18 protein-coding genes are annotated in these 24,752 nt (G+C 57.6%); 11 read left to right on the top strand and 7 right to left on the bottom strand.

What is annotated here, in order from left to right; translation table 11 throughout:
- Nucleotides 1-32: 32 nt before the first annotated feature.
- Together VPK24_RS12505 and VPK24_RS12500 are read right to left on the bottom strand one after the other, a co-directional pair.
- Nucleotides 33-827: an SDR family oxidoreductase gene (locus VPK24_RS12505; protein ID WP_393013802.1), complete on the bottom strand. Its 795-nt coding sequence runs from the start codon at nt 825-827 to the stop codon at nt 33-35.
- 298 nt (nt 828-1,125) lie between these two features.
- Nucleotides 1,126-2,208, bottom strand: coding sequence for an endonuclease NucS domain-containing protein (locus VPK24_RS12500; RefSeq protein WP_393013800.1), 1,083 nt, complete (start codon nt 2,206-2,208; stop codon nt 1,126-1,128).
- A 245-nt stretch (nt 2,209-2,453) separates the two neighbouring features.
- Between VPK24_RS12500 and VPK24_RS12495 the strand changes: the two genes are divergently transcribed.
- Nucleotides 2,454-2,864 (top strand): hypothetical protein, encoded by a 411-nt coding sequence (locus VPK24_RS12495; protein ID WP_099533734.1) that lies wholly within the window; start codon nt 2,454-2,456, stop codon nt 2,862-2,864.
- A 16-nt stretch (nt 2,865-2,880) separates the two neighbouring features.
- Here the strand turns inward: VPK24_RS12495 and VPK24_RS12490 are convergent, their stop codons facing one another.
- Both VPK24_RS12490 and VPK24_RS12485 read right to left on the bottom strand, forming a co-directional pair.
- Nucleotides 2,881-3,486: a peptidoglycan-binding protein gene (locus VPK24_RS12490; RefSeq protein WP_393013798.1), complete on the bottom strand. Its 606-nt coding sequence runs from the start codon at nt 3,484-3,486 to the stop codon at nt 2,881-2,883.
- Between the two features lie 104 nt (nt 3,487-3,590).
- Nucleotides 3,591-4,790 carry a peptidoglycan-binding domain-containing protein gene (locus VPK24_RS12485; RefSeq protein WP_393013796.1) on the bottom strand — a complete coding sequence of 400 codons (1,200 nt, stop codon included), beginning with the start codon at nt 4,788-4,790 and terminating at the stop codon, nt 3,591-3,593.
- 342 nt (nt 4,791-5,132) lie between these two features.
- Here VPK24_RS12485 and VPK24_RS12480 point away from each other — a divergent pair, with 342 nt between their 5' ends.
- From VPK24_RS12480 to VPK24_RS12450, 7 genes are all read left to right on the top strand, one after another.
- Nucleotides 5,133-7,712, top strand: coding sequence for a GH116 family glycosyl hydrolase (locus VPK24_RS12480; protein ID WP_393013794.1), 2,580 nt, complete (start codon nt 5,133-5,135; stop codon nt 7,710-7,712).
- Nucleotides 7,713-7,732: 20 nt separating this feature from the next.
- The gene (locus VPK24_RS12475; RefSeq protein ID WP_393013792.1) at nt 7,733-10,087 is read left to right on the top strand and encodes a protein phosphatase 2C domain-containing protein; all 2,355 of its coding nucleotides are present in this window, start codon (nt 7,733-7,735) and stop codon (nt 10,085-10,087) included.
- A 50-nt stretch (nt 10,088-10,137) separates the two neighbouring features.
- Complete coding sequence (locus VPK24_RS12470) at nt 10,138-10,488, top strand: hypothetical protein (RefSeq protein WP_099532320.1); 351 nt, start codon at nt 10,138-10,140, stop codon at nt 10,486-10,488.
- A 252-nt stretch (nt 10,489-10,740) separates the two neighbouring features.
- Nucleotides 10,741-12,261 carry a photosystem II chlorophyll-binding protein CP47 gene (gene psbB / locus VPK24_RS12465; protein WP_190532308.1) on the top strand — a complete coding sequence of 507 codons (1,521 nt, stop codon included), beginning with the start codon at nt 10,741-10,743 and terminating at the stop codon, nt 12,259-12,261.
- A 314-nt stretch (nt 12,262-12,575) separates the two neighbouring features.
- Nucleotides 12,576-12,671, top strand: coding sequence for a photosystem II reaction center protein T (locus VPK24_RS12460; protein WP_037216787.1), 96 nt, complete (start codon nt 12,576-12,578; stop codon nt 12,669-12,671).
- Nucleotides 12,672-12,969: 298 nt separating this feature from the next.
- Nucleotides 12,970-13,497: a transcriptional regulator NrdR gene (gene nrdR, locus VPK24_RS12455; protein WP_393013790.1), complete on the top strand. Its 528-nt coding sequence runs from the start codon at nt 12,970-12,972 to the stop codon at nt 13,495-13,497.
- A 292-nt stretch (nt 13,498-13,789) separates the two neighbouring features.
- Nucleotides 13,790-14,713: an SPFH domain-containing protein gene (locus VPK24_RS12450; RefSeq protein WP_393013788.1), complete on the top strand. Its 924-nt coding sequence runs from the start codon at nt 13,790-13,792 to the stop codon at nt 14,711-14,713.
- 101 nt (nt 14,714-14,814) lie between these two features.
- Here VPK24_RS12450 and VPK24_RS12445 read toward each other — a convergent pair whose 3' ends face one another.
- Nucleotides 14,815-15,666, bottom strand: coding sequence for a tetratricopeptide repeat protein (locus tag VPK24_RS12445; RefSeq protein WP_393013786.1), 852 nt, complete (start codon nt 15,664-15,666; stop codon nt 14,815-14,817).
- Nucleotides 15,667-16,358: 692 nt separating this feature from the next.
- On the opposite strand from VPK24_RS12445, the gene VPK24_RS12440 reads away from it, so the two are divergent.
- The gene (locus VPK24_RS12440) at nt 16,359-17,426 is read left to right on the top strand and encodes a hypothetical protein (RefSeq protein ID WP_393013785.1); all 1,068 of its coding nucleotides are present in this window, start codon (nt 16,359-16,361) and stop codon (nt 17,424-17,426) included.
- 59 nt (nt 17,427-17,485) lie between these two features.
- On the opposite strand, the gene VPK24_RS12435 is transcribed toward VPK24_RS12440, so the two are convergent.
- Entirely contained in the window at nt 17,486-20,815 is a 3,330-nt protein-coding gene (locus VPK24_RS12435; RefSeq protein ID WP_393013783.1) for an alpha-mannosidase, read from the bottom strand.
- Nucleotides 20,816-21,013: 198 nt separating this feature from the next.
- Complete coding sequence (locus tag VPK24_RS12430; RefSeq protein WP_393013781.1) at nt 21,014-22,231, bottom strand: hypothetical protein; 1,218 nt, start codon at nt 22,229-22,231, stop codon at nt 21,014-21,016.
- Between the two features lie 130 nt (nt 22,232-22,361).
- Between VPK24_RS12430 and VPK24_RS12425 the strand changes: the two genes are divergently transcribed.
- Nucleotides 22,362-23,552, top strand: a complete 1,191-nt coding sequence (locus tag VPK24_RS12425; RefSeq protein WP_393013779.1) for an iron-containing alcohol dehydrogenase family protein — start codon at nt 22,362-22,364, stop codon at nt 23,550-23,552.
- The gene (locus VPK24_RS12420) at nt 23,549-24,742 is read left to right on the top strand and encodes an aspartate aminotransferase (RefSeq protein ID WP_393013778.1); all 1,194 of its coding nucleotides are present in this window, start codon (nt 23,549-23,551) and stop codon (nt 24,740-24,742) included. The genes VPK24_RS12425 and VPK24_RS12420 overlap by 4 nt, the downstream gene beginning before the upstream one ends.
- Nucleotides 24,743-24,752: the final 10 nt, after the last annotated feature.

Below are 24,752 nucleotides of genomic sequence, written 5' to 3'. Positions count from 1 at the left end.
TACTGATTCTTTCGATATGTATTCTTGATTCGTTAAACTGTAGGAATCGTTCCTCCGTCAATTACATATTCAGTGCCATTAATATAGGCAGAGCGATCGGATACCAAAAAAGCAACGAGTTCCGCCACTTCTTCGGGGCGACCGGTACGGTTCATCGGAATACCCCCGAGTGAATCCATCAGCCCTTGCCTAGCAGTATCAAGGTCTGTTCCTGCGTCTTTGGCCAACCTCTCGATAAGCCCCGTGGCTGCTGTTGTCTCGATGAAACCAGGGGCCACTGAAATAACCCGCACTCCTTTGGATGCCACTTCGTTCGAAAGTCCTTTACTGTAGTTAGTCAAGGCCGCTTTCGCCGCAGCATATGCCAAGGTCGCATCATAGAGCGGAAGGGTACGCTGGATAGACGAAATGTGAATAATGACACCCGATCTCTGTTCCAGCATCTTAGGCAGAAAGGCTCGATCCAAGCGAACAGCAGCAAACAAATTCGTATTGAATGCCTGCTGCCAATCGTCATCACTCAAGGCAAGTGCACCACCGCTCGGAGCAGAGGAACCACCTACGTTATTGATTAGGATGTCTAAGCCGCCAAGACGAGCGAGCACTTCCGTCACGACATTTTTCATACCCTCAGGCGTGCTGATGTCGGATTGAATGAATAACTCCGGCGACTGAAGTTCATCGGGTCTTGAGCGGGCAGTCGTCATAACGATTGCACCGGCTAGCCGCAGGCGTTTGACGATGGCTTCTCCCATGCCTTTTGTGCCACCTGTGACCAACGCTCGCTTGCCAGATAGTTCGTTGTGGTTATTTTGGATAGTTGTCATAAATTTATGATCTCCTTACCTAATAAGAACTGTAAATGCTTAATAACTAAGATAAGCGGCGGCAGGCAATTTCGACAACTTTACTAAGATACAGCCTTTACCTAGAATTATTGGCACGCCATATTGCAGATGCCATGAAGCAACGGTTTGGTGGGCAGTGCCCACCCTACGGGCGACTATGCTTAGTAATTGAGGTAAGAGCTGTATTTCGGTTTTGCAAAATTCAACCTATTAGCACAACTAAAACAGATGGCCTAGTACTAATTTTTCTCTAGCCAAGCTTCTAGTGCCAAGTTTATTAAGTCTTGCAGGGATGATATTTCTTCTTCCTTCTTAATAAAGAGAGATATCCTTGTATGGGCATTGCCAAACCTGATTTATAGTGCGGATTTAAATCTCGATTCTTATATCCTTCTTCGACAAATCGCTCTCGATAATCCTTATCAGTGAAGTATCTCTCAACAAAATGCTTAGGAGGTAGTAATTTATTCAGAGGTCGAACTGATCCCATCCGCCATTCTTCATAACTCACCATCCTTCCGTTCCCCTTTGGAACATGCCCTAATGAAGTTACTGATAGCCAATTCGTCCAGATCTTCATCCTAGCAATAATTTTTCTGGCACTCATTGTTCTTGATGTAACATGCGGTAGCCACAGAAATAAGGTTGGTGTTTTGCGGCTTTCATCATATCTCAATTCAGCGCAAGGTCTGGTTTTACTAGAGCCATACAAAATATTATTGCCAATAGGTATCTCCTTCATTTGGTGATGAAATCCGAGTATTTGTTCTCTTGCATTCAAAATAAATTGTCGTTCAGTTTCTGCAACATCAGTCAGTAATTTCAACAGTCGTCTTGGTGGTTCTTGAACTAACCGCTCCTGTGATTCCTGCTCATATGAGACAGTGATCGAAGATGACTCATTATTTTCTAAATTGTGGAGGGTGAATATGAGACTTTCAGATTCTATAGACAAATCAAATGTCAAAAAATGAATATCTAAACAACTATACCTTCTGTCAACTAGATTATCTCTGTGAAAGACAGGGGAGATTATTAAGATTTTAATAGGCTTAGAGTAGTCAACAAAATCAGCCAACGGCTTCTCTTCTAGTAAAGCGTCGTAATATCGAGATACTTGATTGACAACATATCTGTCTTCTTGATTTTTAAGTTCCACAATGAGTAGTCTTTTATCAGAATCTACAGCCAAGATGTCGCAGAACTGACCACCAATGGGAAACTGTCTTTTTAATGGAGTAACACCTAGCATTTTATCTAAGCATAAGTACAGGAAGTCTTCGAGGTTTGCCTCCGACTGAAATTCCCATTTTGAACCTATTTTTTTAAGTTTGGCTACTTTAGAAAGTGAATAAGGCATGGTTCAGAAAATGAGTTGAGACTTTTATTTTAGGTTGATCATCATAACTTGCTTAGCACTTGATGTTGATTAAGTTCAGAAATTTTTAATTCGTTCAAGTGAAATTTTGGTCGGGATTTTGAGTTGCATTCTTGGATCAAAACGATCAGGTACTCAACCCTAGGCGATCCACAACATCCACAAGCCCCGTAAAATCAGCAAGATCATCTCCCAAGTTATCCAATTCGCACCCCCGCAACGGCCCTATGGAACATGGTTTGATGTGGCTGCCCCTCCTGGGGCTGTTTATTGGTCTCGCCTATGCTGGTTGGAATGAATACCAACGGCTAGAGGCTTACAAAATTTGGGCAAAAGGGTTCGATCGCGCCAAATACGACATTTACGCCGTCCTGGGCCAAAAGGGTCGCGAATTGGTTTGGGGCATTCCCAACCGCAAGGGGCCGATCGAGGTGCAACGGCTTTCCCTGGAGCAAGTGCAGGGCGTGGTGCTCATGGCCGATGGCCAGGCGATCAACCCCGAGAAATATCCCACTCAAGCCAAGCAGGTGATTTTGGAGCTGGTGCGCAAGGACAGTGGCCCAGCCATGAAAATTCCCTTCACTCAAATTGATATCGCGGCCCAATGGGCGATCGCCCTGGAGCGGGATTTGGGTTAGGGCGATCGCGTCAAACCTAGCCCAGCAGACCCAGAGCCGCTTTGGTGCGCGGCCCGACTACTCCGTCAGGAACTAAGCCAGAGTCCCGTTGAAAGCGCTTGACCGCCGCTTCGGTGATCGGGCCGTAATACCCCGTGACCCGAAAGCGGAAATAGCCCAAGTCTTTCAGCCGCTGTTGCAAGCGACTGGTGTTGACGTTGCGACCGCCCACACAGCTATAGCAGGGGCCGGCTCCCGCACCCCAGCCGCCGCTATTGCGGAGATAAGGGGGGCGGTAAACGTAGCTGCTGATGGTTTTGAAGGTGGGGCAAGGGCGAACGGTGATGGGTGGCAGGGGCTTTGTGACGGGGCGATCGGGATTGACGAAGGCGGGGCCGTCGCCCACGCCGCCGCCACCGCCACCACTGCGGAGGGTTTCACCCGCACGCTCAGCGGCCAAGGCCGGGCCAATCGCCGCGCCCAGGATGCTGACGGTCAACAGCAGCGACAAAAAGCGCAACCAACCTTGGGACGACAGCCGCTCCCAGGCGATCGCCCGACTGAGGGCCGCTTCTAGGGACGGGAGTTCCAGGAAATCAGACCGGTAGGCCGCTGCCAAGTGGGGATAGCCAAGACTTTCCATAGATAATTTGCCAAACCTAAGAATCCAAAGAATCCGAACCTAAGCAATCCGAAGCGTCCGCAACCGGGGGCACAGACTCAACCGCAGTTAGAATCACTGCTGAATCACTGCCAGCCGCCATAGCCAGAGCCACAGATTCGCACGCAACAGGGATTATAAACAGGCTGCCAACTGGAATCGGTCGCGGGTCGCACCCAGTTTCGGGCCCGGCGCACATGGCGCTTCACGGGCAAATAGGGAGAGCCTCGGCGGCCGGAAACGGGCACGGTGGCCAGGGCATTGACCGTGGTTGCATCCACGTAGCCGGTGGCGGGGAGGCGGCGCGATCGCTGGAAGGCAACCAGGGCCGTTTGGGTGACTTTGCCGAAGTGACCCGTATTGGTGCGCGATTTTTGGAAGCCCAGGGTGCGCAGCTTGCCTTGGAGGGTGGCCACGCGATCGCTCGTTTCGCCCCCATAGATCGGCGCGGTCAGGGTTCCATAACCTCCCGTGTTCACCTCGGAACTGGGACGAGCGCTTGGGGGCAGCACCACCGGAGCCACGGGGCGCGGACGGTTAATCACCGGCTGCCAACCACCCGGCTGATTCTCCCGATCGTTCGTGTTGCCCGTGTCGCCCCGGCCGTCCGATCGCCAAGGATTGCGCGGCTCCACCGTTTCCGCATCGAGCTTGGCTTGGGTTTCCAAATCCAATACACCGGTTCCTGGCAATCGGTGCTGGGCCTGATAGGTCAACAGGGCGGTGCGGGTGGCTTCGTCAAAGGTTCCAGTCACCAACAGGGGCAGGTTAAAGGTGCTGGCCTGTCGCAGTCGCCATTGCAGAACTTGCACCGAAGGGCCCTGGTCTCCACGCACCAAGTAGGGGGCGGGCGTTTGGCGGGCGGGCGCACCGTTGGCCGCCATCAACATCATGGCGCTGGTGCGATCAAGCACGCCCGTGGGGGTGAGCTTGCCGGTGCGCCGTTGGTAATTGCGCAGGGCCAGTTCCGTGGCACTGTCAAACTCAGCGGTGATTGGCACTTCTAGCCCGGCCCCCTTGAGCAGTTGCTGAAGATTTTGAACTGCCAAACCCCGATCGCCAAATCGCAGGCTGTTATAGGCCTGGGCCCCTTCGGCCAGCAGCGGCCAAGACAACACCCCAAGGGCGATCGCCCCCAGAAGCATTCGGCCCGAGGTGATTCGATTGAGCTGCCCCGCTGCCCGATCGGTGACCTGATCAGCTCCCTGATTTTGGTCTTCCAGGTGTTCCGGGGCATCCAGCGCCTCTAACGCCAGGGCATAGTGCAAATAGGCCCAGCTTTCCATAACAAGCCCATCAAAAGTGGATTGAGTTCCTAAACTGAATTCTTGACTCTGACTGGAGTGCTAAGCGACTCAAATTTTTTTCATTCAACCGTGATCGATTGAACAGCGATTGGTTGAACGATGATCGGGAATGGGTGAACGTTGGTTGCAGAATCATCCATCCCCGTTGTACTGGAGAACAGACCTCAGACACAAGGTGGGAGCCACCGGGCGATCGGGCATGGGGGTGGGAATCGGGGTGATCTTCTCGTCAGGTGATCTTCGCGTCAGACGCTGATTAACCGTTGAATCTCCAACCAAAGTCCTAGGCGCGATCGAACAAAAGACCTTAGAATTCTGGGCATGGTTCAGGCAAATCCCACAAACAATTCCCCCGCGACCCCGATCGCGCCCCCCACCGGTCACCCCGCCGCCGGGTCGATCCCCCCATGCGCTTGGAGCCGCCCGATCGGCCTTGGTTGGGAACGTCCTTACACCGTCCGCTACGCCAGCAATTTGGACGATGGCCCGTGGCATGGTGCGCCCTTGGGTGGGTTTGGGGCCGGCTCCTTGGGTCGATCGCCCCGGGGTGAATTTAACTTTTGGCACATGGACGGCGGGGAGCATGTGTTTGCCAACCTGCCCGGCTGTCAGTTTGCGGTTTTTGAACAAGCAGAGGGCGACTTACCCCGAACCTATGCCCTCAGCAGCGAACCACCCGCCGATGGCAGTCTGGGGGATTGGGCTTGGTATCCCGCTTCCACGGCCGAGCGCACAACGGGCACTTACTCGGCGCTCTACCCGCGCAGTTGGTTCACCTACGAAAACGTATTGCAGACCCACCTCACCTGCGAACAGTTTTCACCGATTTTGGCGGGCAACTACCAAGAAACCAGCTATCCCGTGGCGGTGTTTGAGTGGACGGCCCACAACCCCACCGATCGCCCCATTACGGTCAGCATTCTGCTCAGTTGGGAAAACACGGTGGGTTGGTTCACCAATGCCCTCAAGAACCCCGAAATTACGGTGCGGGACGACGGCAGCCCCGAGTATGAATATCAACCCCGTTGGGGCGAGAGCGAGGGGAACTTTAACCGCTGGATTGAAGATTTCTCGCGGGTGGGCTGCACGCTCCTGAACTTGGAAGGCTTGATTGATCCGGGCGATCGCCCCTTGGCCGAAGGGATGGGCCAATGGGCCTTGATGACGGTGCAAAACCCGGCGGTGGAGGTGTTTCACCACACCCGCTGGAATCCGGCCGGCGATGGTTCGGATCTGTGGCGCGATTTTTCCCGATCAGGTGACCTGTCCGACGAAAGCGACGATCGGCCCGCCAAGGCCGGTGAACGGATTGGCGCGGCGATCGCCGTTCGCTTCACCCTCCGACCCGGCAAAACTCGCAAAATTCCCTTCATCTTGGCTTGGGACTTTCCCACCACGGAATTTAAGGCCGGCGTGACCTACTATCGGCGCTACACGGACTTTTTCGGGCGCAATGGTCAAGGGGCCTGGTCGATCGCCCGCACCGCCCTGAAGCATTACGATGCCTGGCGCGAAGGGATCATTGCCTGGCAAAAACCCGTGCTCGATCGCCCCGACTGGCCCGATTGGTTCAAAATGGGCCTTCTCAATGAGCTATACGACCTGACAGCCGGGGCCACCGTTTGGAGTGCCGCCGATGAGCGAGATCCCAAGGGCCAGTTCGCCGTGGCCGAATGTCTGGATTACCGCTGGTATGAAAGTTTAGATGTGCGGCTCTATGGTTCCTTTGGGTTGCTGTTGCTGTGGCCCGAGCTGGAAAAGGCCGTGATGCGAGCCTTTGCGCGGGCAATTCCCGCGGCCGATGCCACCCCTCGAATCATTGGCTATAACCGGGCGGCGGCGGTTCGGAAGATTGCCGATGCCACCCCCCATGATTTGGGCGCACCGAACGAGCATCCCTGGGAAGCCACCAACTACACCAGCTATCAGGATTGCAACCTGTGGAAGGATTTACCCTGCGATTTCGTGTTGCAGGTCTACCGGGATTATCAACTCACGGGGGCCAGCGATCGGCAATTCTTGGTGGACTGCTGGGATTCGGTGGAGCGATCGCTCGCTTACCTGAAAACCTTTGACCAAGACGGCGACGGCATTCCCGAAAACTCCGGCGCACCCGACCAAACCTTTGATGATTGGCGACTGGTGGGCGTGAGTGCCTACTGCGGCGGCCTGTGGATTGCGGCCCTGGAAGCGGCGATCGCGATCGGGCAAGTGCTGCTGGAAGCAGATTTGGATGATTTAACCTATGAATCAGACCGGGCCCGCGCCGCCCTCGACCGCCCCAGCTTAGCGGCCACCCTGGCCACCTACCAAGACTGGCTCACCCAAGCCCGATCGGTTTATCATCTGGCCCTCTGGAACGGGCAATCCTATCGCCTCGACACCGGCAGCGGTTCCGACGTGGTAATGGCGGATCAACTCTGTGGGCAATTCTATGCCCGATTGCTGGGGCTGCCGGATGTGGTGGACAGCGCCGCCGCCCGCAGGACGATCAAAACGGTTTATGACTCCTGTTTTGTCAAGTTCAACGCCTTCTGCCGGAGCGATCGGGCCCGGGAACTGGGGTGGAACATTCCCCACGACCTGCCTAACCTGGGGGTGGCCAACGGCGTGTTGCCCGATGGTTCCCCCGAAAACCCGAAGGCCACCCACCCCCTGGAAGTCTGGACAGGAATTAACTTTGGGCTAGCGGCTTTTTGGTTACAAATGGGCTACCAGCAGGAAGCCATGGAAGTGGCCGCCGCCGTTGTGAACCAAATCTATAGCGGGGGTTTGCAATTCCGAACGCCGGAAGCTATTACGGCTCAAAACACCTTCCGGGCCAGTACCTACTTGCGACCGATGGCCATTTGGGCAATGTATGGCATTCTGACGGAGTTTGCGCCCTTAACGGCCCGTTAGGGAGCGGCAATTGAGGAGCTATGACGGTGCCGATCGGGTCGATCGAATGCAGTAATTCCCACTGCGGTCACGGGAATCCCGCCTCGGCCAAGGTTTGTGCTGCCTGTGGTGCTCCGCTGCTGCATCTATACCTCTACGGGATTGGATCCGACTTGCGATCGCTGGCTCCCGGCACTTGGCTCGCCAATCGCTACTACTATTTGGGCGATCGGCGCTTTTTGGACGGCCAGCCAGGCCAAGTGCCCGAAGTGCCTGGGGAAGTCACTCGCCTGTTTCTCAGCTATTTGCGGCTGGTGGAGCATCGGCCCCAAGTGCCCCAAATTTACGGCGTTGTCAAACAGTCGAACTTTAGCCGGGAAGCCATTTTGTTACTTGAAGGGGCCCCGATCGGCCCCGATGGATCCCTGCTGCCAAAGTTGGTTGACCAATGGGCCAAGGCCACACCCCTGCGCCAACTGAATTGGCTGTGGCAAGTGGCGCGGCTCTGGGAACCCTTGCAAGACGCGGGGGTCACGGCCACCCTGCTAGAACCAGAGCGGTTGCGGGTGGGGAGCGGCTGGGTGCGGTTGCTGGCCCTGAAGGACAATGCGGGGCGATCGCCCAGTTGGGCCGAGTGGGGGCGCTGGTGGGTGCAACGGCTGCGGCCCCATCCGGCCTTGGAATCTTTGGTGTCGCCCCTGTTGCAACAGGTGGCGTTGGGTAATTGCGATCCGCCGACTCTGGTGGCGAATTTGGAGCAGCTCATTACCCAAGTGGCGGCCCAGGATGCGCCCGTGGAGCTGGCCGTGGCCAGCCTGAGCGACCCGGGGCCGAGCCGATCGCGCAATGAAGATGCTTGCTATCCCTTCAGCCAAGATCAGACCCGAGGGCAGCGGTTGGGTTTGGCGATTGTCTGCGATGGGTTAGGGGGCCATGAGGGCGGGGACGTGGCTTCCCGTTGGGCGATCGAGCAGCTCACCACCGAGTTAGTGCCCTTTGTGGAGGCCGCCGCCCAGGCCCCCCCTAGCCCTGAGTTGGTGAATGCCACCCTGCTGCGGGCAATCGGGATGGCCAATGCCGTCATTACCCAACGTAATGTGCAGGAGGGGCGAGCCGAGCGCCAACGAATGGGCACCACGGTGGTTTTGGCCCTGGTGATCGATCGATGGCTTTACATTGCCCATGTGGGCGATAGTCGCGCTTACCAAATTACGCCCACGGGCTGCTATGCCTTGACCTTGGATGATGACCTGGCTACCCGCGAAACTCGTTTGGGTCTCGGGTTCTATCGAGATTTGTTGCAAATCAGCGCCGCCGGGGCCCTGGTGCAGGCCTTGGGCATGGGCAATTCTGAGCAACTTTATCCCAGTGTGCGCCGAATGGTACTGGACGAGGATTGCGCGATCGTCCTCTGCTCCGATGGGGTGAGCGATTTTGACCTGATCGAGCGATCGTGGCGTGACCAGTTCCCGGTGCGTTGGGGCCAAGGGGATCCCGGTCAAACCGTGGCCCAAATGATTACCCTCGCCAATCAGCACAATGGTCACGACAACGCCACCATCAGTCTGGTGCAAATTGGAGCCACGCGCCAGCTCGTGCCCGATCCAGCCCGCCTGCGCCGCCCCGTGATGGTTCCTAGTCCACCGCTCGATCGGGAATTGGAGGTTTCGCCCGCCGCCAGCCCCAATAACCCCAATAGTTTCCAAGGGGATGACCTGTTGCCCTCGGTGGTGGCCAAAATGCCCCAAACGGAACTGGTGACCCCCTCGGCGGAACCCTCGCCAATTCCCCCTGAGGGCCGATCGCCCCGTGATCGATCGCCCTGGGTTGGCCGCTGGTTCAGTCTGCTGGCCCTAGTCCTTTTCGGCGGTGGGTTGTTGGCCCTGGTGATCATGCCCCTGGTGCGGCAACTGGTCGATGCCAACGCTCCCAATACCCCGGATCCTAGTCCCACCCCAATCGCCTCGCCCAGTGGGATCAACGCCACGCCCAGCCCTGCACCCAGCCCAATGGCCCTGAACGTGGGCGAGGTGCTGCAAATCAAGCCCCAAGCTGCTGCCCTGGGGCTATACGGGCCCGATCGAACCACCCTGGTTGGTTGGTTGCCCCCCAACAGCATCATTCAAATTCTGCGCATTTCCTTGCCGATCGCCCCCGCCCCCCCAACAACCAGCGATCGCCCCTCTGGGCCGCCACCGCCTGGCCTGACCTGGGTGGAACTCAGAATCTGTACCCTGGGCCGCAGCAGTCCCAACAGTCCTCTCGCCAGCGGCGCAACCCTCTGGGCCCGCCAAGCGGACTTGGGCGATCGCGTTGCGGCCGCCACGCCCCTGCCCTTGCCCAACGGCTGCCAGGCCGCGACAATCACTCCCGATACTGTCAACAACCCGCCGTGAATTGGTGATAAGTTGAGCGCGGACTTGCGATCGCCTCCCCGGGGACAGCCATGAACAGCACTGAATCTTGGAAATATTTCTTTCTTGCGGACGGGTGGGTTGTTGGGCGCGTTTGGAGCACCGATGGCCCCTGGAGCACCATTGCTTGGCGACGCGGGCCCCGCATTGAACGCACCCACCTCTCCATCACCCAGCAGGACGAAGTGCTCTGGCTGTATCGAGCTGAATCCAGCATCGTCACCATCGAGGTCAAGCCCGAACCGACCACCACGGGCGACGGCAACTTCAATCAGCCGATCGGACAAGTGCTGCTCACCCGTTTAATCAGCGCCGACCAGGTAATCGAACGTCTGAGCCTAGCCCAAGCCCACTTTCAAACCCAAAAAGCCGGCCAGTTCTAGGGTTGCCCCAATCACCACGGCCGCAATTTCCAACCGCCAACGGCGGCTGGCACGCTCCCCTGCCAATGACCCATTGCCGCCATCACAGGGCGATCGGCATCACCGCTTGCTTGCGATCGGTATGTGGACTCTATACACTTTTTTAGATAACTGCCTTAACGGATTCTTTCGAGAAACTGCATCGCGACTTCCATAACAGGCGATCGATTTACTGCACTGCTGTATCACCAACGATTGAGGAGGCCGTAGTCAATGGGACTACCCTGGTATCGAGTGCATACAGTCGTCCTGAATGACCCAGGCCGACTGATTGCCGTACACCTAATGCATACAGCGCTCGTGGCCGGCTGGGCCGGTTCCATGGCGCTGTTTGAGCTATCCAACTTCGATCCGAGCGATCCCGTTCTGAACCCCATGTGGCGGCAAGGCATGTTCGTGCTGCCCTTCATGGCGCGTTTGGGCGTGACCGAATCGTGGGGCGGCTGGAGCGTCACGGGTGAAACTGCTACTAACGTCGGCTTCTGGAGCTTTGAAGGCGTAGCAACCGCCCACATCGTCCTTTCGGGTCTGCTGTTCTTGGCAGCCGTTTGGCACTGGGTGTTCTGGGATTTGGAACTGTTCACCGATCCCCGCACGGGCGAACCTGCCCTCGACTTGCCGAAGATGTTCGGCATCCACCTGTTCTTGTCTGGTCTTCTCTGCTTCGGTTTTGGTGCATTCCACCTCACGGGTCTGTTTGGACCGGGGATGTGGGTGTCTGACCCCTATGGCATCACTGGGCATGTCCAGCCCGTTGCGCCCGAGTGGGGGCCCGATGGCTTTAACCCCTTTAACCCTGGCGGGATTGTGGCCCACCACATTGCTGCGGGGATTGTCGGAATTATTGCCGGTCTGTTCCACCTGAGCGTCCGTCCGCCTGAGCGCCTCTACAAGGCCCTGCGGATGGGGAACATCGAAACCGTGCTGTCGAGCAGTATCGCTGCGGTGTTCTTCTCGGCCTTCGTGGTTGCGGGCACCATGTGGTACGGCAACGCCACCACCCCGATCGAGCTGTTTGGCCCCACCCGTTATCAGTGGGATAGCGGCTACTTCCAGCAGGAAATCCAACGTCGCGTTCAAACCGATGTGGCGGCTGGCAAGAGCTTGGATGAAGCTTGGTCGGCAATTCCCGAAAAGCTGGCTTTCTATGACTATGTGGGCAACAGCCCCGCCAAGGGCGGTCTGTTCCGCGTGGGCAAGATGAACAGTGGCGACGGCATGGCCAAGAAGTGGCTGGGTCACGCGGTATTCACCGATGCTGAAGGTCGCGAACTGAACGTGCGTCGTCTGCCGAACTTCTTCGAAACCTTCCCGGTTGTGATGACCGATGCGGATGGTGTGGTGCGTGCGGACATTCCGTTCCGTCGTGCAGAATCGAGGCTGAGTGTTGAGCAAAGCGGTGTAACAGCTAAGGTCTACGGCGGTGCGCTGGGCGGCCAAACCTTCACCAACCCGGCGGATGTGAAGCGGCTGGCTCGTCGCTCGCAGTTGGGCGAACCGTTTGAGTTCGACACCACCGATGCAGACGGCGTGTTCCGCACCAGCCCTCGCGGTTGGTTCACCTTCGCCCATGCTTCGTTTGCGCTGCTGTTCTTCTTTGGTCACATCTGGCACGGTGCTCGGACGCTGTTCCGCGACGTGTTTGCTGGGATTGAAGCTGACCTGGGCGAACAAATTGAGTTTGGTGCGTTCCAAAAGCTGGGCGACTTGACCACCCGCAAGGAGTCGGTCTAGGGCTTGGCTTTGGTCACTCTAGCTTTGGGGTACTAAGGGTCAGACTTTGACCCCTTGGTACCCCAAAAATTAACGGGAGAGTCTGGGATTCCAGGCTCTCCTGCTGTGTTTTGGGGGTGTTGGGCGGTGGGGGCCGATCGCCCTAAGCAACTTGTCTTTAGTGCCAGCTCAAGGTTTTTTCGAAAGTTCTTTTTCGGAAGTTCCTTTTCGAAAGATTGTTGCAGGTTGTAAATCCTGATTTGACGGGATTTTGGAAACTGAACGTTTTCGACCCTTGCTTGATAGACTGAGGAAAAGTTGTTAGGAAATGAACGATGGAAAGCGTTGCCTACATTTTGATTTTGGCGTTGGCGATCGGGACGTTGTTTTTTGCAATTGCCTTCCGCGAGCCTCCTCGGATTGGCAAGTAGGCAAGGCTTGGCCGCATGGACTACGTTGAGCTTGATTGCACGGGGCCTCACGGTATTGAGCTTCACGATATTGAGCTTGGCTGCATTAGCTCCAGGGGCTGTATTAGCCATATCGGCTGTATTGATATTTGGATCGTTGGCCCGATCGCCCAATCTAGGGTTGGGAGCTAGCCCTTCGGTGGCTCGATCGACCATGATCACCGTTCAACCCGAGTGATGAATCGTTTGGATGGAGGGTCTGTGGGGCAACTCGATCGCACGGTTTGTCACTCGGGTTCTGTTATGAGGGGTGATGCCTGTGCGGTGTCCGTTCTGCCATCACACGGATAGTCGGGTGCTTGAATCGCGGGCGGCGGAAGGCGGACAAAGCATTCGGCGGCGGCGCGAGTGTTTGGCTTGTTTACGGCGCTTCACAACCTACGAACGGGTAGAATTTGTGCCGATCGCAGTGGTCAAGCGAGACGGGCGGCGGGAATCGTTCGATCGCTCGAAACTGCTGCGGGGTTTAATTCGCGCCTGTGAAAAAACTGGCATTGGCGTAGAACAGTTGGAATCGATCGTGGACGAAATTGAAGCGGAAGTCCAACAGCGATCAATTCGGGAAGTGAAAACCAATGAATTAGGCGAACTGGTGCTCGATCGGTTGCGATTGCTCAGCGAAGTGGCCTACGTGCGTTTCGCTTCGGTTTATCAGCAATTTCAGGGCATTCGCGATTTTGTGGAAACCCTCGATCGACTCCGAGCCGAGCGGGCCAAAGCGCCTCTTTGGCCAGCGGCCACCCCCCTCCTGGAGGATGTCGCCCTGGGCGGTGACCATAATTCCTGAAGCAGCTATTCCTGAAGTAGCCATTCCTGAGGCAGCCAGCAAGGGCCACGAAAAGCCCCGCAGTCAACGGATTTTGATTATTTTTTGACTATCTTTTTTGGGTTATCTTGAATTCATTTTTTGATCCTTCCAGGCAATTTCTGGGGCGATCACTGTCATCCCCCAACCACACAGGGGGCCCGGCCGCTTGTCAAATGCCCCTAAGAGTGGCAAAACCAAAGTGGCAAGACCAAATATCGGCATTGGTTGCAGCGTCAACCAACGGTCGCACCTAAGCATGGAGTGAATCAAAGTGGATGCAGTGTTGGGGCTACTCGTTTCTCTCGCCGTGGGCTTGGGCTATTTTGCCAGCTCCGCTCGGGTGATTGAACAGGGAAATAAAGCATTGGTTGAGCGCCTCGGTCGCTATCAACGCACGCTCGATCCGGGATTGAACTTTGTGATTCCGTTCGTGGATTCGCTGATTGTCGAAACCGTGCGGGAACGCGACCTGGATATCGCCCCCCAGCAAGTCATCACCAAAGACGGCTTGGCGATCGAGGTAGATGCCCTCGTTTCTTGGCGCATCGTTAACTTAAAAGCCGCCTACTACAACGTTGATAATCTAGATGATTCCCTCAGAAACCTGGTTTTGACGGAATTACGCGCCCGATTCGGCCAAATTGATCTAGAGGAAACCTTCTCCAAAATTGAAGAATTGAATAATTACCTGCTGGAGCGCCTCGATACCATTACCACTGAGTGGGGCATTAAGGTGCTGCGGGTAGCCATCCAAAACATCAAGCGCCCTGAAGAGATCGATCGCGCCATGGAGCGAACTCGGATTGCCGAGCGGGAACGCCAAGCTGCCGTTTCTGAGGCCGAAGGAAAGCGCGATGCGGCCATTGCCGAAGCGGAAGGGCGCAAGCGGGCCGCCGTTTCCGAGGCCGAAGGGATTGTGCAAGCGGTGCAGCTCATTTCGGCCGCCATGCAGGATCGTCCCCAAAACAAGGGGGTTTTGGAGCAAATGGTGAAATTCCTGGTGGCTCAGCGCTATGTGGACGCTAGCCAGCGAATTAGCGAAAGCCCCAACTCTAAGGTGATCTTCATGGATCCCAAAGCCCTCACGGAAACTGTCAACGGCATCATGGAAAGCGAGGAATCAGTCCCCGCTCGCCACAACCATGTACATGGCAAAATTGACTTCGCAGACTTGGATGGCCCGGGCGGCGCTTAGGCAGGTTGGTTGGCACGGATCGTCGGGGCAAGGGGCTTAAGCCCCTTGTTACCACGACTGGCTCCGCAACTTTGACCCAATATTTTAAGGATGTCGCGCTACTAGGGCTGTGCGGGCGAGGGACTGGGGCTGGCGGCGGGGGTTGGCTCAGCGCCGGGTTCCGTGGCCGCCAGCTTGCGGATTTGATCCTTGAATCGATCGGGCGCTAACCCCGCAGCCGTTGCAAACAATTCCTCAGCCTGTTGAGTCTTGCCTTGGTTGCGCAGCACGATCGCCTTGGCCAAAACCGGTCGAAAATCCTTGGGATTACCCTCTAGGGCCTTGTCAAACGCAGCGATCGCGTCGTCATACCGCTCCAACTTGACGTAGACCTCGCCCAAGAGCAGCCGAATCGACACCACATCGGCGCTGTTGGGTTTGCTTTTATTGGCCGCGATCGCCTGATCCAACGACTCCTGAACCAAACCCACGGCCGCTTGGGGGCGCTGCTGTTCCACCAACAGGGTGGCCAGTCCTTGCAGGGCCTTAAGGCTGTTGGGCTGGCGATCGAGCAGCGTGCGGTAGGTGGCTGCTGCCGCTTCCAAGTCCCCCGCCTCTTTTTGGGCTTGGGCTAACAGAATGCCGTAATCCGGTTCGGAAGGGTTCAGCTCCGCCAGCTTGGCCAACGGCACGATCGCCCCCTTGCGATCGCCCATTTTCAGCCTGGCTTCCAGCAGCCCCCGCAGGGCCGTTTGGTTGTCCGGCTCCCGTTGCAGCACCAACTCATAGCCTTTGGCCTCGTTCATGAGTCGATCGCGCTCCGAGCTGGCCGGGCTAGTTCCCGGGCTGGCGGCAGAATTGGGGGTTTGGCGTAGGCCTCCCAACAAGGGCAGCACCGACAGTCCAACAAAAGCGAGTAGCGCCAAAAACAGCACAGCGCTCGTGAGCCAACGGTTTTGCTTTTGATTCGTCACAGTTTTTGCCTCGTTTGCCTGACGGAAGAGCCGCCCCGGGCTGGGGAGTCTCTTGGGGGGCCGTAACCCGACATTTTGACATCCACATGCTCTAGACCGACAGGAATTTTTGGATCGGATCCCTTCGGCAACCGAGCAAACCCCATGCGGCGATCGATCCCTAATTTCGCTCAAACGATGATGAGATCAGGGTTTCAGGTCAAGTCCAAATTGGCATCAATTCCCCGAACTCCCAAAAAACCAGAAAAATCTTCTGACTCCCTTGGGCTATCCATGCATTCAGTAGAATAGGCAGATTGACAGCCCCCGGGTCTTGGCCCCTGAGCCGTCACCTCCGGTTCCCCAGTGGGCCCCTGGGGTGCTTGGTCTCTGGAAAATGCCATTCCAGGGGGTTAGGTTAGTCCTTGGCTGGCCCCGTCAATGTTCGTCCTAGTTCAATATCAGTTCCGGATCGGTTTCGTCTCAGGTCTCTTGGCCTGTTTTTCGGCTCATCTCTGAAAACTGGCTTAGACCCGGCCCTGAATGATCTTTGCCAAATGATCTTCAATGGCTGTGGGGCGATCGCCCTGATTCGCACTGATGCAGTGCCATCCACACCGTCATGCGCTGTCATGCACCGATCGCTAGGCTGACCGATCGCCAAACTGATATCTGTTCCTCGCTCCTGTCTCCGTCCCCTGCAAGGAGGTCTTATGTGTCCCCCGTCTGAGCCGCCTGCGGCCGAGTCATCCACACCGAACAATGGGCCCAAGCGGCCAAACCCGCCCCCCGTCCGTCCCAATCCACCCGCCGCTCAATCCGAAGAAGCCCCTCGCAAGGAAGCCGCTAAACCGGAAAAAGAGTCCGCCAAAATCGTCAGCATTTCCAAGCCCGTGCGGCGAGACCCAACCGCCACACCCGAACCGACCGCCGCGCCAGAACCCGTGGAAGCGGAGGAACCCGCTCCCATCCCGGAAGAGGACAGCACCCTTGGTTTGCGACTGCATCCCATTCCACCCCCCAGTGACCCCATGCAATACCGGGCGATCGGGCTGGTGCGAGGCCGCTATCTGCCTTCCGAAGAGCGCCTAACCAAGGGTGCTTTGGTGGTGGAAAACGATATCCAGATCGATGCGGTGTTGCTGGGCCGGGTCATGAGCCTTGTCAAAAACCACATCGACCTCGATAAAGAACACCTGTGGGTGGTTTATCCGCGCACCCGCGAAAATCACCTGCATTTGCAAGTAGTGGGCGTTTGGGAGCCGGAAACCTTGCACCGCAAGCCGCCGGAAGGATCCGACGAGCCGGTTTTAGAACCAGCCGTGGTGGATCAAGAATTTTTCTCGATCCGAGGCGAGGTGATGTTCCATCGGGCCGACCAAGAGGCGGTAACCATGCGCATCCAGCAAGCGCCGCGTCGCCCCGATGACAAGGCGAAGGCGTTCAAGATCCACTTGAAGGGCGTGCTGGGTGAGCGAGCCGTGGGCCATTTCTGGGATGTGGAGGTGAAGCGGGAAGGGGATGTGCTGACGATCGTGAAGGGCACATCCATTCGACGAATGCCCCCCCGCAAGCCCCGTAAGCCGACGGGTAACCACAAGCCTCGGGGCGGTGGGGGTCGCCGGTTTAATCGGAACGATCGCCCACCGGGGGATCGGCCCGAAGGAACCCGGCCCACCACACCACGGCCCCAACGGAACGGAGACCAAAAGCCATCCAAACCGCGGCCACGCAGTGCGGCTCCGGAGGGCGAGGCTCGCGAGTCTTCAAGGGAATCCTAGGCGGCTAACGGAGACCGTGGTTCCCAACCAGTCTGGGAAATAAGTTCAATCGGGAGCGATTAGTTGAGGCGATCGAGTTCCAGGCAACAAATTTGCCAGGGCTTGATCGCCTTTGTGCTGGCAGGGTCTGCTGGGGTTGTCACTGCGGGTGTTGGGGTGGAGTCCGGCAGGGGATCGCCCAACAAATTGACCCGATCGCCCCAGGTCAAGGGCAAATCGCTAGTCAGGTGCAACTGCCCCGCTCGGCCGACACTTTCATAAAGCCGCAACACCCAGCGATCGGCCCGTTGGGGATGGCGGGTGAGGGCCATCAGTTGAGCATGGTCACAGCCCAAATTGAGCAAGGTGGCTTGGGTGGGCCAATGGGGTACGATCGCCGGATCGGCCGAATCCTCAGCTAAGTGCGCCTCCTCAGCGGCGGGCGCAGGAACCCAATAGGCTAAGAGCGGTGATTGCAACTCGGCCGATCGCTGCACCGTCTGGGCCCCTTGCCAGCCGCCCAAGTGGGGATAGATCGCGTAGGTGAATTCCCAGATACCCCGATCGCTGTGGGGATCGGGCCAACAGGGCGATCGCAACAAACTCAAGCGCAATTGCCCTGGCTTGGCATCAAACCCGTGGGGCCCCGTGGTTAATAAACTCACCCCCCAGGCCGCCACATCCTGCGGCGTGGGATCCGCAATTTGGGGAGTCCGATCAGTGGTCGCATCGGGGGCCGCATCGGGGGCCGATCGCCCAGGCCCAGGATGATCCGCAATTAAGCGGGCGGCCAGGTCAGCCCAGCGGAGGGCGGGCACTTCCCACTTCGCTTGTTCGGCGGCGGTGCTGGGTCGAGTGGGGCGAACAATTGCCCCGCAAGGAATTTCGTAGGTGGCGAGATCCGGTTCGTCACTGAGGGGAAAGACGGCTTTTAAAAGCACTTGGGTTTCTTGCCATTGGGCGGTGGTGCGAACTTGCAACAGGGGCGATCGGGACTCCAGAACGTAATCTTGAGTGATCACCGATTGCCCCACCTGTCGCCGCACTCGCAGAACTTGGCGCACGGGGCCGGACTCTTCCCATCGCCAATCCAACAGTTGAGCCGGAGGCAGCGCGTTGGTTTCGTAGGCGGGATCAATATTCCAAGCGTCCCAATATTGCCCCGCATCCCGAAAGGCTTGCAGCTCGTTGCCAGGGCCGGACAAGATTTCGCAATTTTGGATGATGTCAAACAGACTGCTGATGTTGCCGGTGATCGGATCGATCGTGACCCGCAACCAGGGATTTTGCAGAATCGGCGGCTCGCTGGGTAAATGTTGCAAGTCCACCATGGTGGGTTCGGCATCGGGCACTAACCACAGGCATTGATAACCCACGCCGGGACAGTCATTCACCTGCACCAACAACCGATCGCCCCGGGGCCCCGATCGCTGAGTTAACAGCGGTTGCCCATCGTCACTCACCGCTCGCCAAGATCCCGGGGGCAACCCCAGTTCCACCACGCCCGATCGCTCCCAACTGAGGCTGTTAAAAATCACCACGGGGGAAGCTCCGGCCACGGGCGGTTGGGTCAGGTCGATCGCAGCGCACCAACGATTTAATGCGCGATCGCGCCCGGCCAAGGCTCCGGCTTCCGCCACCTGCCAATCCCCATTCACCGTTTCATAGACTTCGGGGATCGAAGTACCGGGCAAAATGTCATGGAATTGGTTAAACAGCACCCGTTTCCAGGCCTGCTCCAGGTCTGCAAAAGCAGCGGTGGCCAACTCGGGAGTCACCAGCCCTGCCATTTCCGCCAAAGACCACCAGAGTTCCGCTTCATACAGCAGTCCTTCACAGCGACGGTTGGCCAGCTTTTGATCCAAGTGGGTGGTGTAGCAGCCGCGATGGAACTCCAGGTACAGTTCATCGCGCCAGCGGGGCCAGGTGTCGATCGCGGCGAGTTTTGCACCCAAGTCGGTCACCCGTCCAAACCCTAGCTGCGGGAACAGGGGAGAAGCAGACCAGCGCTGCCACTGCTCCAGCATTTCCCGGGTGGGGCCGCCGCCTCGATCGCCCAGCCCCGGTAACCACAGGCTGGTAGTTTGGCCGGTAGCCTGTTCCCAATCGACGGCATACCGAGCGATCGCCAGGGGATCCGCGTCCGTGCCAATGGGCGGCAACATCCAGCCCAACACTTGCGACCCATCGGGACTTTCCCAGGTGATGGCTTCGTGGGGAAAGCGGGTGGTGTCGTTCCAGCGCAGTTTTTGGGTGGCAAAAATATCAATGCCCCCTAACCGCAACAGTTGCGGCAATTGCCAGCAGAACCCAAAGGTATCGGGCAACCAGGCAATCCGGGCCGGTTGATCCGCCACCCACTGGCCTTGATGGTTCAGGGCAAATTGTTGACCGTAAAGAATTTGGCGGGCGATCGATTCGCCGCTGATGCAGTTCAAGTCCGGCTCAATCCACAGGCCCGCCGCCAGTTCCCACCGCCCTTCCGCAACCCGATCGCGCACTTGAGCCATCAGGGCCGGGCGATCGGCCGCCAACCACTCAAACAGGGCCGGGCTGGAATGGGTGAAGGTGAGGTCAGGAAATTCCGTTTGCAACTGCAAGACCGATCGAAAGGTGCGATCGGCCGCATCCCAGGTATCCGCCACGGGCCAGAGCCAAGCCATGTCCAGGTGAGCATGGCCCACGGCGTGGATTTGTCGCTGCTTGAGCCAGTCGGCCCAACCGGCGGCCACCAGGGCTTGGCGGGCCCGTTGCAGGGAGGCTTCAAAGGCCACTCGATCGGCTAGAGCCGCCCAGTGAATTTGCCCGATCGCCTGATCCAAACTGGCGCGATCGGGGCGATCGGGCGATTCCAAAGTGGCAAACTGAGCCACCACCGCCAACTCATCGGCCAGCGTTCCCGGATCCAGGCGATCGGCCAAAGCAGCCGTCTCAAAAATCAGTTCTGCCTTCACCAGCGCCCCTTGATCGTGGCCGGGTGACACCAATCGAATCGCCAGATCAAACGCCATGCCCGGTTCAGCCGCCGCGCTCAGCAACCGCCGACAGGCCGGATCGAAGAGATCGCCCGCCTGGACAAATTGCCCATTCAGATAGATTTCCGCCACTTCCGCCCACCACCCCAAGGCCAGTCGCAGCGTCAGCCCCGCGATCGGGTAGGGTTCTGCCAAATATTCCGGAATCACAATCCGTTGGGCCAACCACAGGGTCGATCGCCCCGCCGCCACGGGAATGTGGCCCTTGTCATTCACCGCCATCTGCGGCCAACGCGACCACCGATCGGGATCCAAGGCCCAATCTAGACGCAATTCCCCTCGCCACCCTTGCCAAGCGGTTTGGCAGCGATATCGAGTGAGGGAACGCAGCCGATCAATCGAGAACTGCCAAGGCTCAGAATTCTGCGGAGTCACGGGAAGCTAGGCTCAGTGTATGTATACTTTCTCCAATTTAAAGGCCATTCTCCCGTCGCTCTTTCACTGGCTCGTTGACTCCCATGAAATTTGAGGCCACTGAGATACAAATCAGGCTTAAATCAGGCAGAACTCAGGCTCAAATCAAGTTCAAATCAGTCTCAAATCAGGCTCAAATCAGGCTTAAATCAGTTGCCATCAGAATGATGGCCCCGCAGGACGTTGGGGAGAAAACCACAACACCCGATAGCTCGGCCACTGCTCCACCTGGGTTAACTGCCGCAGCCGCCGACCATCCGCACTCGCCACATAGATATGGTCACTACAGGTGATCTGGCCAGCGGTCACCAGCCGCCGACAGGGGCCCGCAAAGCCGGCCACCAAAGCCAGTTGTTGGCCATCCGGTGACCAGGTATAGGCCGACAAATCCCCCAGGCGCTCCCCTTGGGTCACCAGCGGCAATTCCTGAAACTGACGCGTTCGAATATCTAAAATCCAAATCGAGGACTGGGATTTCACCCCGGAAGATTGGGGGAAAAGCCACTGAAAACTCAAAAATTCATCAAGTGGATCGTCATTGCCGCGCACGGTTTGGCTGCGATGATTTAAGAAGCTCAGCCGCTGACTATCCGGTAACCATTGGAAGTCATACATGGCGACTTCGGGCACTTGAAAAGGCGTGGCTTCCCCTTCCCGAATCAGCACTTGGGGCGGCTTTTGCAGATCCAGCAGGGTCAGATCTACCGCCTCTTGCCCCAGTTGATAGCGGGCAACGGCCAGGCGCTGGCTATCGGGAGACCAGCTCATCCAGCGAATTTCCCGATCGGCATCATCGTTCGCGAGCCAAAGGCGTTGTTGGCCTGTTTGCCGATCGAGTAAGTAAATTTCCGAAAAGGTGGCCTCACCGCGCGGCTCAATTCGTTCATAGGCCAACCAGCGGCCATCGGCACTCCAGGCCCGCCGGCCATTGGGGCTTTGGGCAGGGGGGGGAACAGTGAGCGATCGCACTCCCCCTTGGGGCGTAATCAAAAAGGGACTCGATCGCCCGGAAAATACGCCTTGATAGATCAACCCGCTGCCATCGCGCAACAAAACGGGCGGGCCATTTTCAATTAGGGCTTGATTTTTGTTGGGCTGCTCAATTTCCACGTCGTTTTGCAACAGCCACCGAGCCACCGCGCCCGTTTGTAAATCGGCCGTATAAAATGCCAACCGTGATGGGTCGGGGCCTTGATTGTTAATGTCCGTGGTCACGATCAGGGTGTCCCGATCGTTGGGCAGTTCTGTAACGCTCGGTAACTGTGCCTTGGGCAAGTCACTGACGCAACCTAAGAGTAGAGAGAGCAGGCCAAGGCTTGAGCAGCGCGCCGCGATCGCCCGCCACCGCCAGAGTTGAAAATTGGATCGCAACAACATTCGATAAGGTCACCATTGGCGACAGCCAACAACAGCCAACGACAGCCCAAAAATGATCGTGCGCTGTCTATTCCCGCCATAAGATAAAGTGTACTTTCTGGTCAATTCCTAATCGTAGTGGGTGACTGCCATGCCGACTGCTCCTATTGCCGTGACCGTGCCAATTCCAGCCTTAACGATCGCCCCGGCCCGGGTGACACGCGGTTGGGGCGCGATCGCCCAGGCAGGAGCAGAACTGGCCCGGTTGGGCAAGCGCCCCTTGATCATCGGGGGCGATCGCTCCCTAGCAGCCCTATTACCTCCTTTGCAACCGATCCTGGAGCAAATCGGGGCTAAAAGCACCGCCGCCAATTATTTGCCCGATTGCTGTGAAAGCAGCCTGGAACGCCTGCGCGTGGCGGCCAAGTCCCATCGAGCGGACTACATGATCGGAACCGGCGGCGGCAAGGCCCTGGATGCGGCCAAACTGGTGGCCCATCAGCTAAAAATCCCGATCGCCACAATTCCCAGCTCCGGAGCCACTTGCGCTGCCTGGACAGCCCTCTCGAATGTTTATTCCGAATCGGGGGCATTTTTATATGATGTGACGCTCGATCGCTGCCCCGATTTGCTGATTTTGGATTATCAACTGGTGCTGACGGCCCCCACTCGCACCCTGGTGGCGGGCATCGGTGACGCGATCGCCAAATGGTACGAAGCCGCCATTAGCAGCGGTCGCTCTGAACAAACCACGATCGTTGCCGCCGTTCAATCGGCCCGAGTGTTGCGAGATTTGCTATTGCAAAAATCCGCCGAGGCGATCGCCCAACCCGGCGGCCCCCTGTGGCAAGAAGTGGTCGATGCATCCGTGCTGATGGCCGGGGTGATTGGCGGTTTGGGCGGGGCCCAATGTCGCACCGTGGCCGCCCACGCAATCCACAACGGTCTCACCCACATCAGCGCCAGCCACGGCACGCTGCATGGCGAAAAAGTTGCCCTCGGGATTTTGGCCCAACTGCGGCTCGAAGAAATGATCCAAGGCAGCCAGTTGGCCGCCGCTGCCCGGGCCCAATTGCTGAGTTTTTACGAGGCGATCGGGTTGCCGCGCTGCCTGGAAGACCTGGGCCTTGGGCAAATGACACTTCAGGATTTGAAACAGGCCGCAGAGTTGGCCTGCCATGAGCGATCGGATATTCATCACCTCCCCTTCCCCGTGAGTGCCGACCAAGTGATGGCGGCCCTGGTGTCAACCCTCGCCCCCTGCCGCAGCAGCTTCAGCCCCGATGGCGGGCCGATCGCCGCGGCCCCCATCTACACCGGAGAGGAGGTCACTCAGCCATGAAAATTCAACCAGCCGATCGCCTGCGCGTCCTACCACAATACGTTTTTGCTCGCCTTGACGAACTGAAAGCCCGCGCCCGGGAACAGGGCCTAGATTTGATTGATTTGGGCATGGGCAACCCCGACGGCCCCGCGCCCGCCCCGGTCATTGCCGCCGCCAAAGCAGCCCTCGACAATCCCAACGGCCACGGTTACCCCCCCTTTGAGGGCAACGCCAGCTTTCGACGCGCCATCACCGATTGGTATGAGCGGCGCTATGGCGTAAAGCTCAATTCCGACAGCGAAGCACTGCCCCTGTTGGGTTCCAAGGAGGGCCTAACCCACCTGGCACTGGCCTACATCAATCCGGGCGACACCATTCTTGTTCCTAGCCCTGCCTATCCCCCCCACTTCCGGGGGCCCCTGCTGGCCGGCGCTGATCTGTACACGATCATGCTCAAGGCAGAACAGGATTGGCTGATTGATTTTGGTTCCATCCCAGACGACGTGGCCGATCGCGCCAAAATTCTCTACTTCAACTACCCCAGTAACCCCACCGCCGCCACCGCCCCCCGTGAGTTTTACGAGGAAGCCGTGGCCTTTGCCCGCAAGCACGAGATTCTGTTGGTTCACGATCTCTGTTATGCCGAGCTGGCCTTTGATGGCTATCAACCCACCAGCTTGCTGGAAATTCCCGGCGCGAAGGAGATTGGCGTGGAATTCCACACCCTCTCGAAAACCTACAACATGGCCGGCTGGCGGGTTGGTTTTGTGGTGGGGAACACGGAGATTGTCCAGGGGTTACGCACCCTGAAAACCAATTTGGACTACGGCATCTTTTCAGCCCTGCAAAAGGCGGCGGAAACAGCCCTTTCGATGCCTGATACCTACCTGACGGAGGTACAAACACGCTATCGATCGCGCCGGGATTTTCTGGTGGAGCGGTTTAACCAATTGGGGTGGTCTCTGAAGCCCACCCGCGCCACCATGTACCTGTGGGTTCCCTGCCCGCCGGGTCTGACTTCTACGGATTTTGCCCTGTCGGTGTTGGAGCAGACGGGCGTTGTTTTCACGCCGGGGAATGCTTTTGGTCCGGGAGGCGAGGGCTATGTGCGGGTCAGCTTGATTTGCGATTTGCCCCGGTTGGGTGAAGCGCTCGATCGCCTGGCTGCCGCTGGGATTCACTACGATATGGCCGCCACAACGGTTTAAAACGGTTTAA

The organism is Limnothrix redekei LRLZ20PSL1 (assembly GCF_043235035.1).
In the GTDB taxonomy this organism is placed as follows: Bacteria; Cyanobacteriota; Cyanobacteriia; order CACIAM-69d; family CACIAM-69d; genus CACIAM-69d.
The sequence above is the reverse complement of the archived record's forward strand: the minus strand, read 5'-3'. Positions and strand labels throughout refer to the sequence as shown.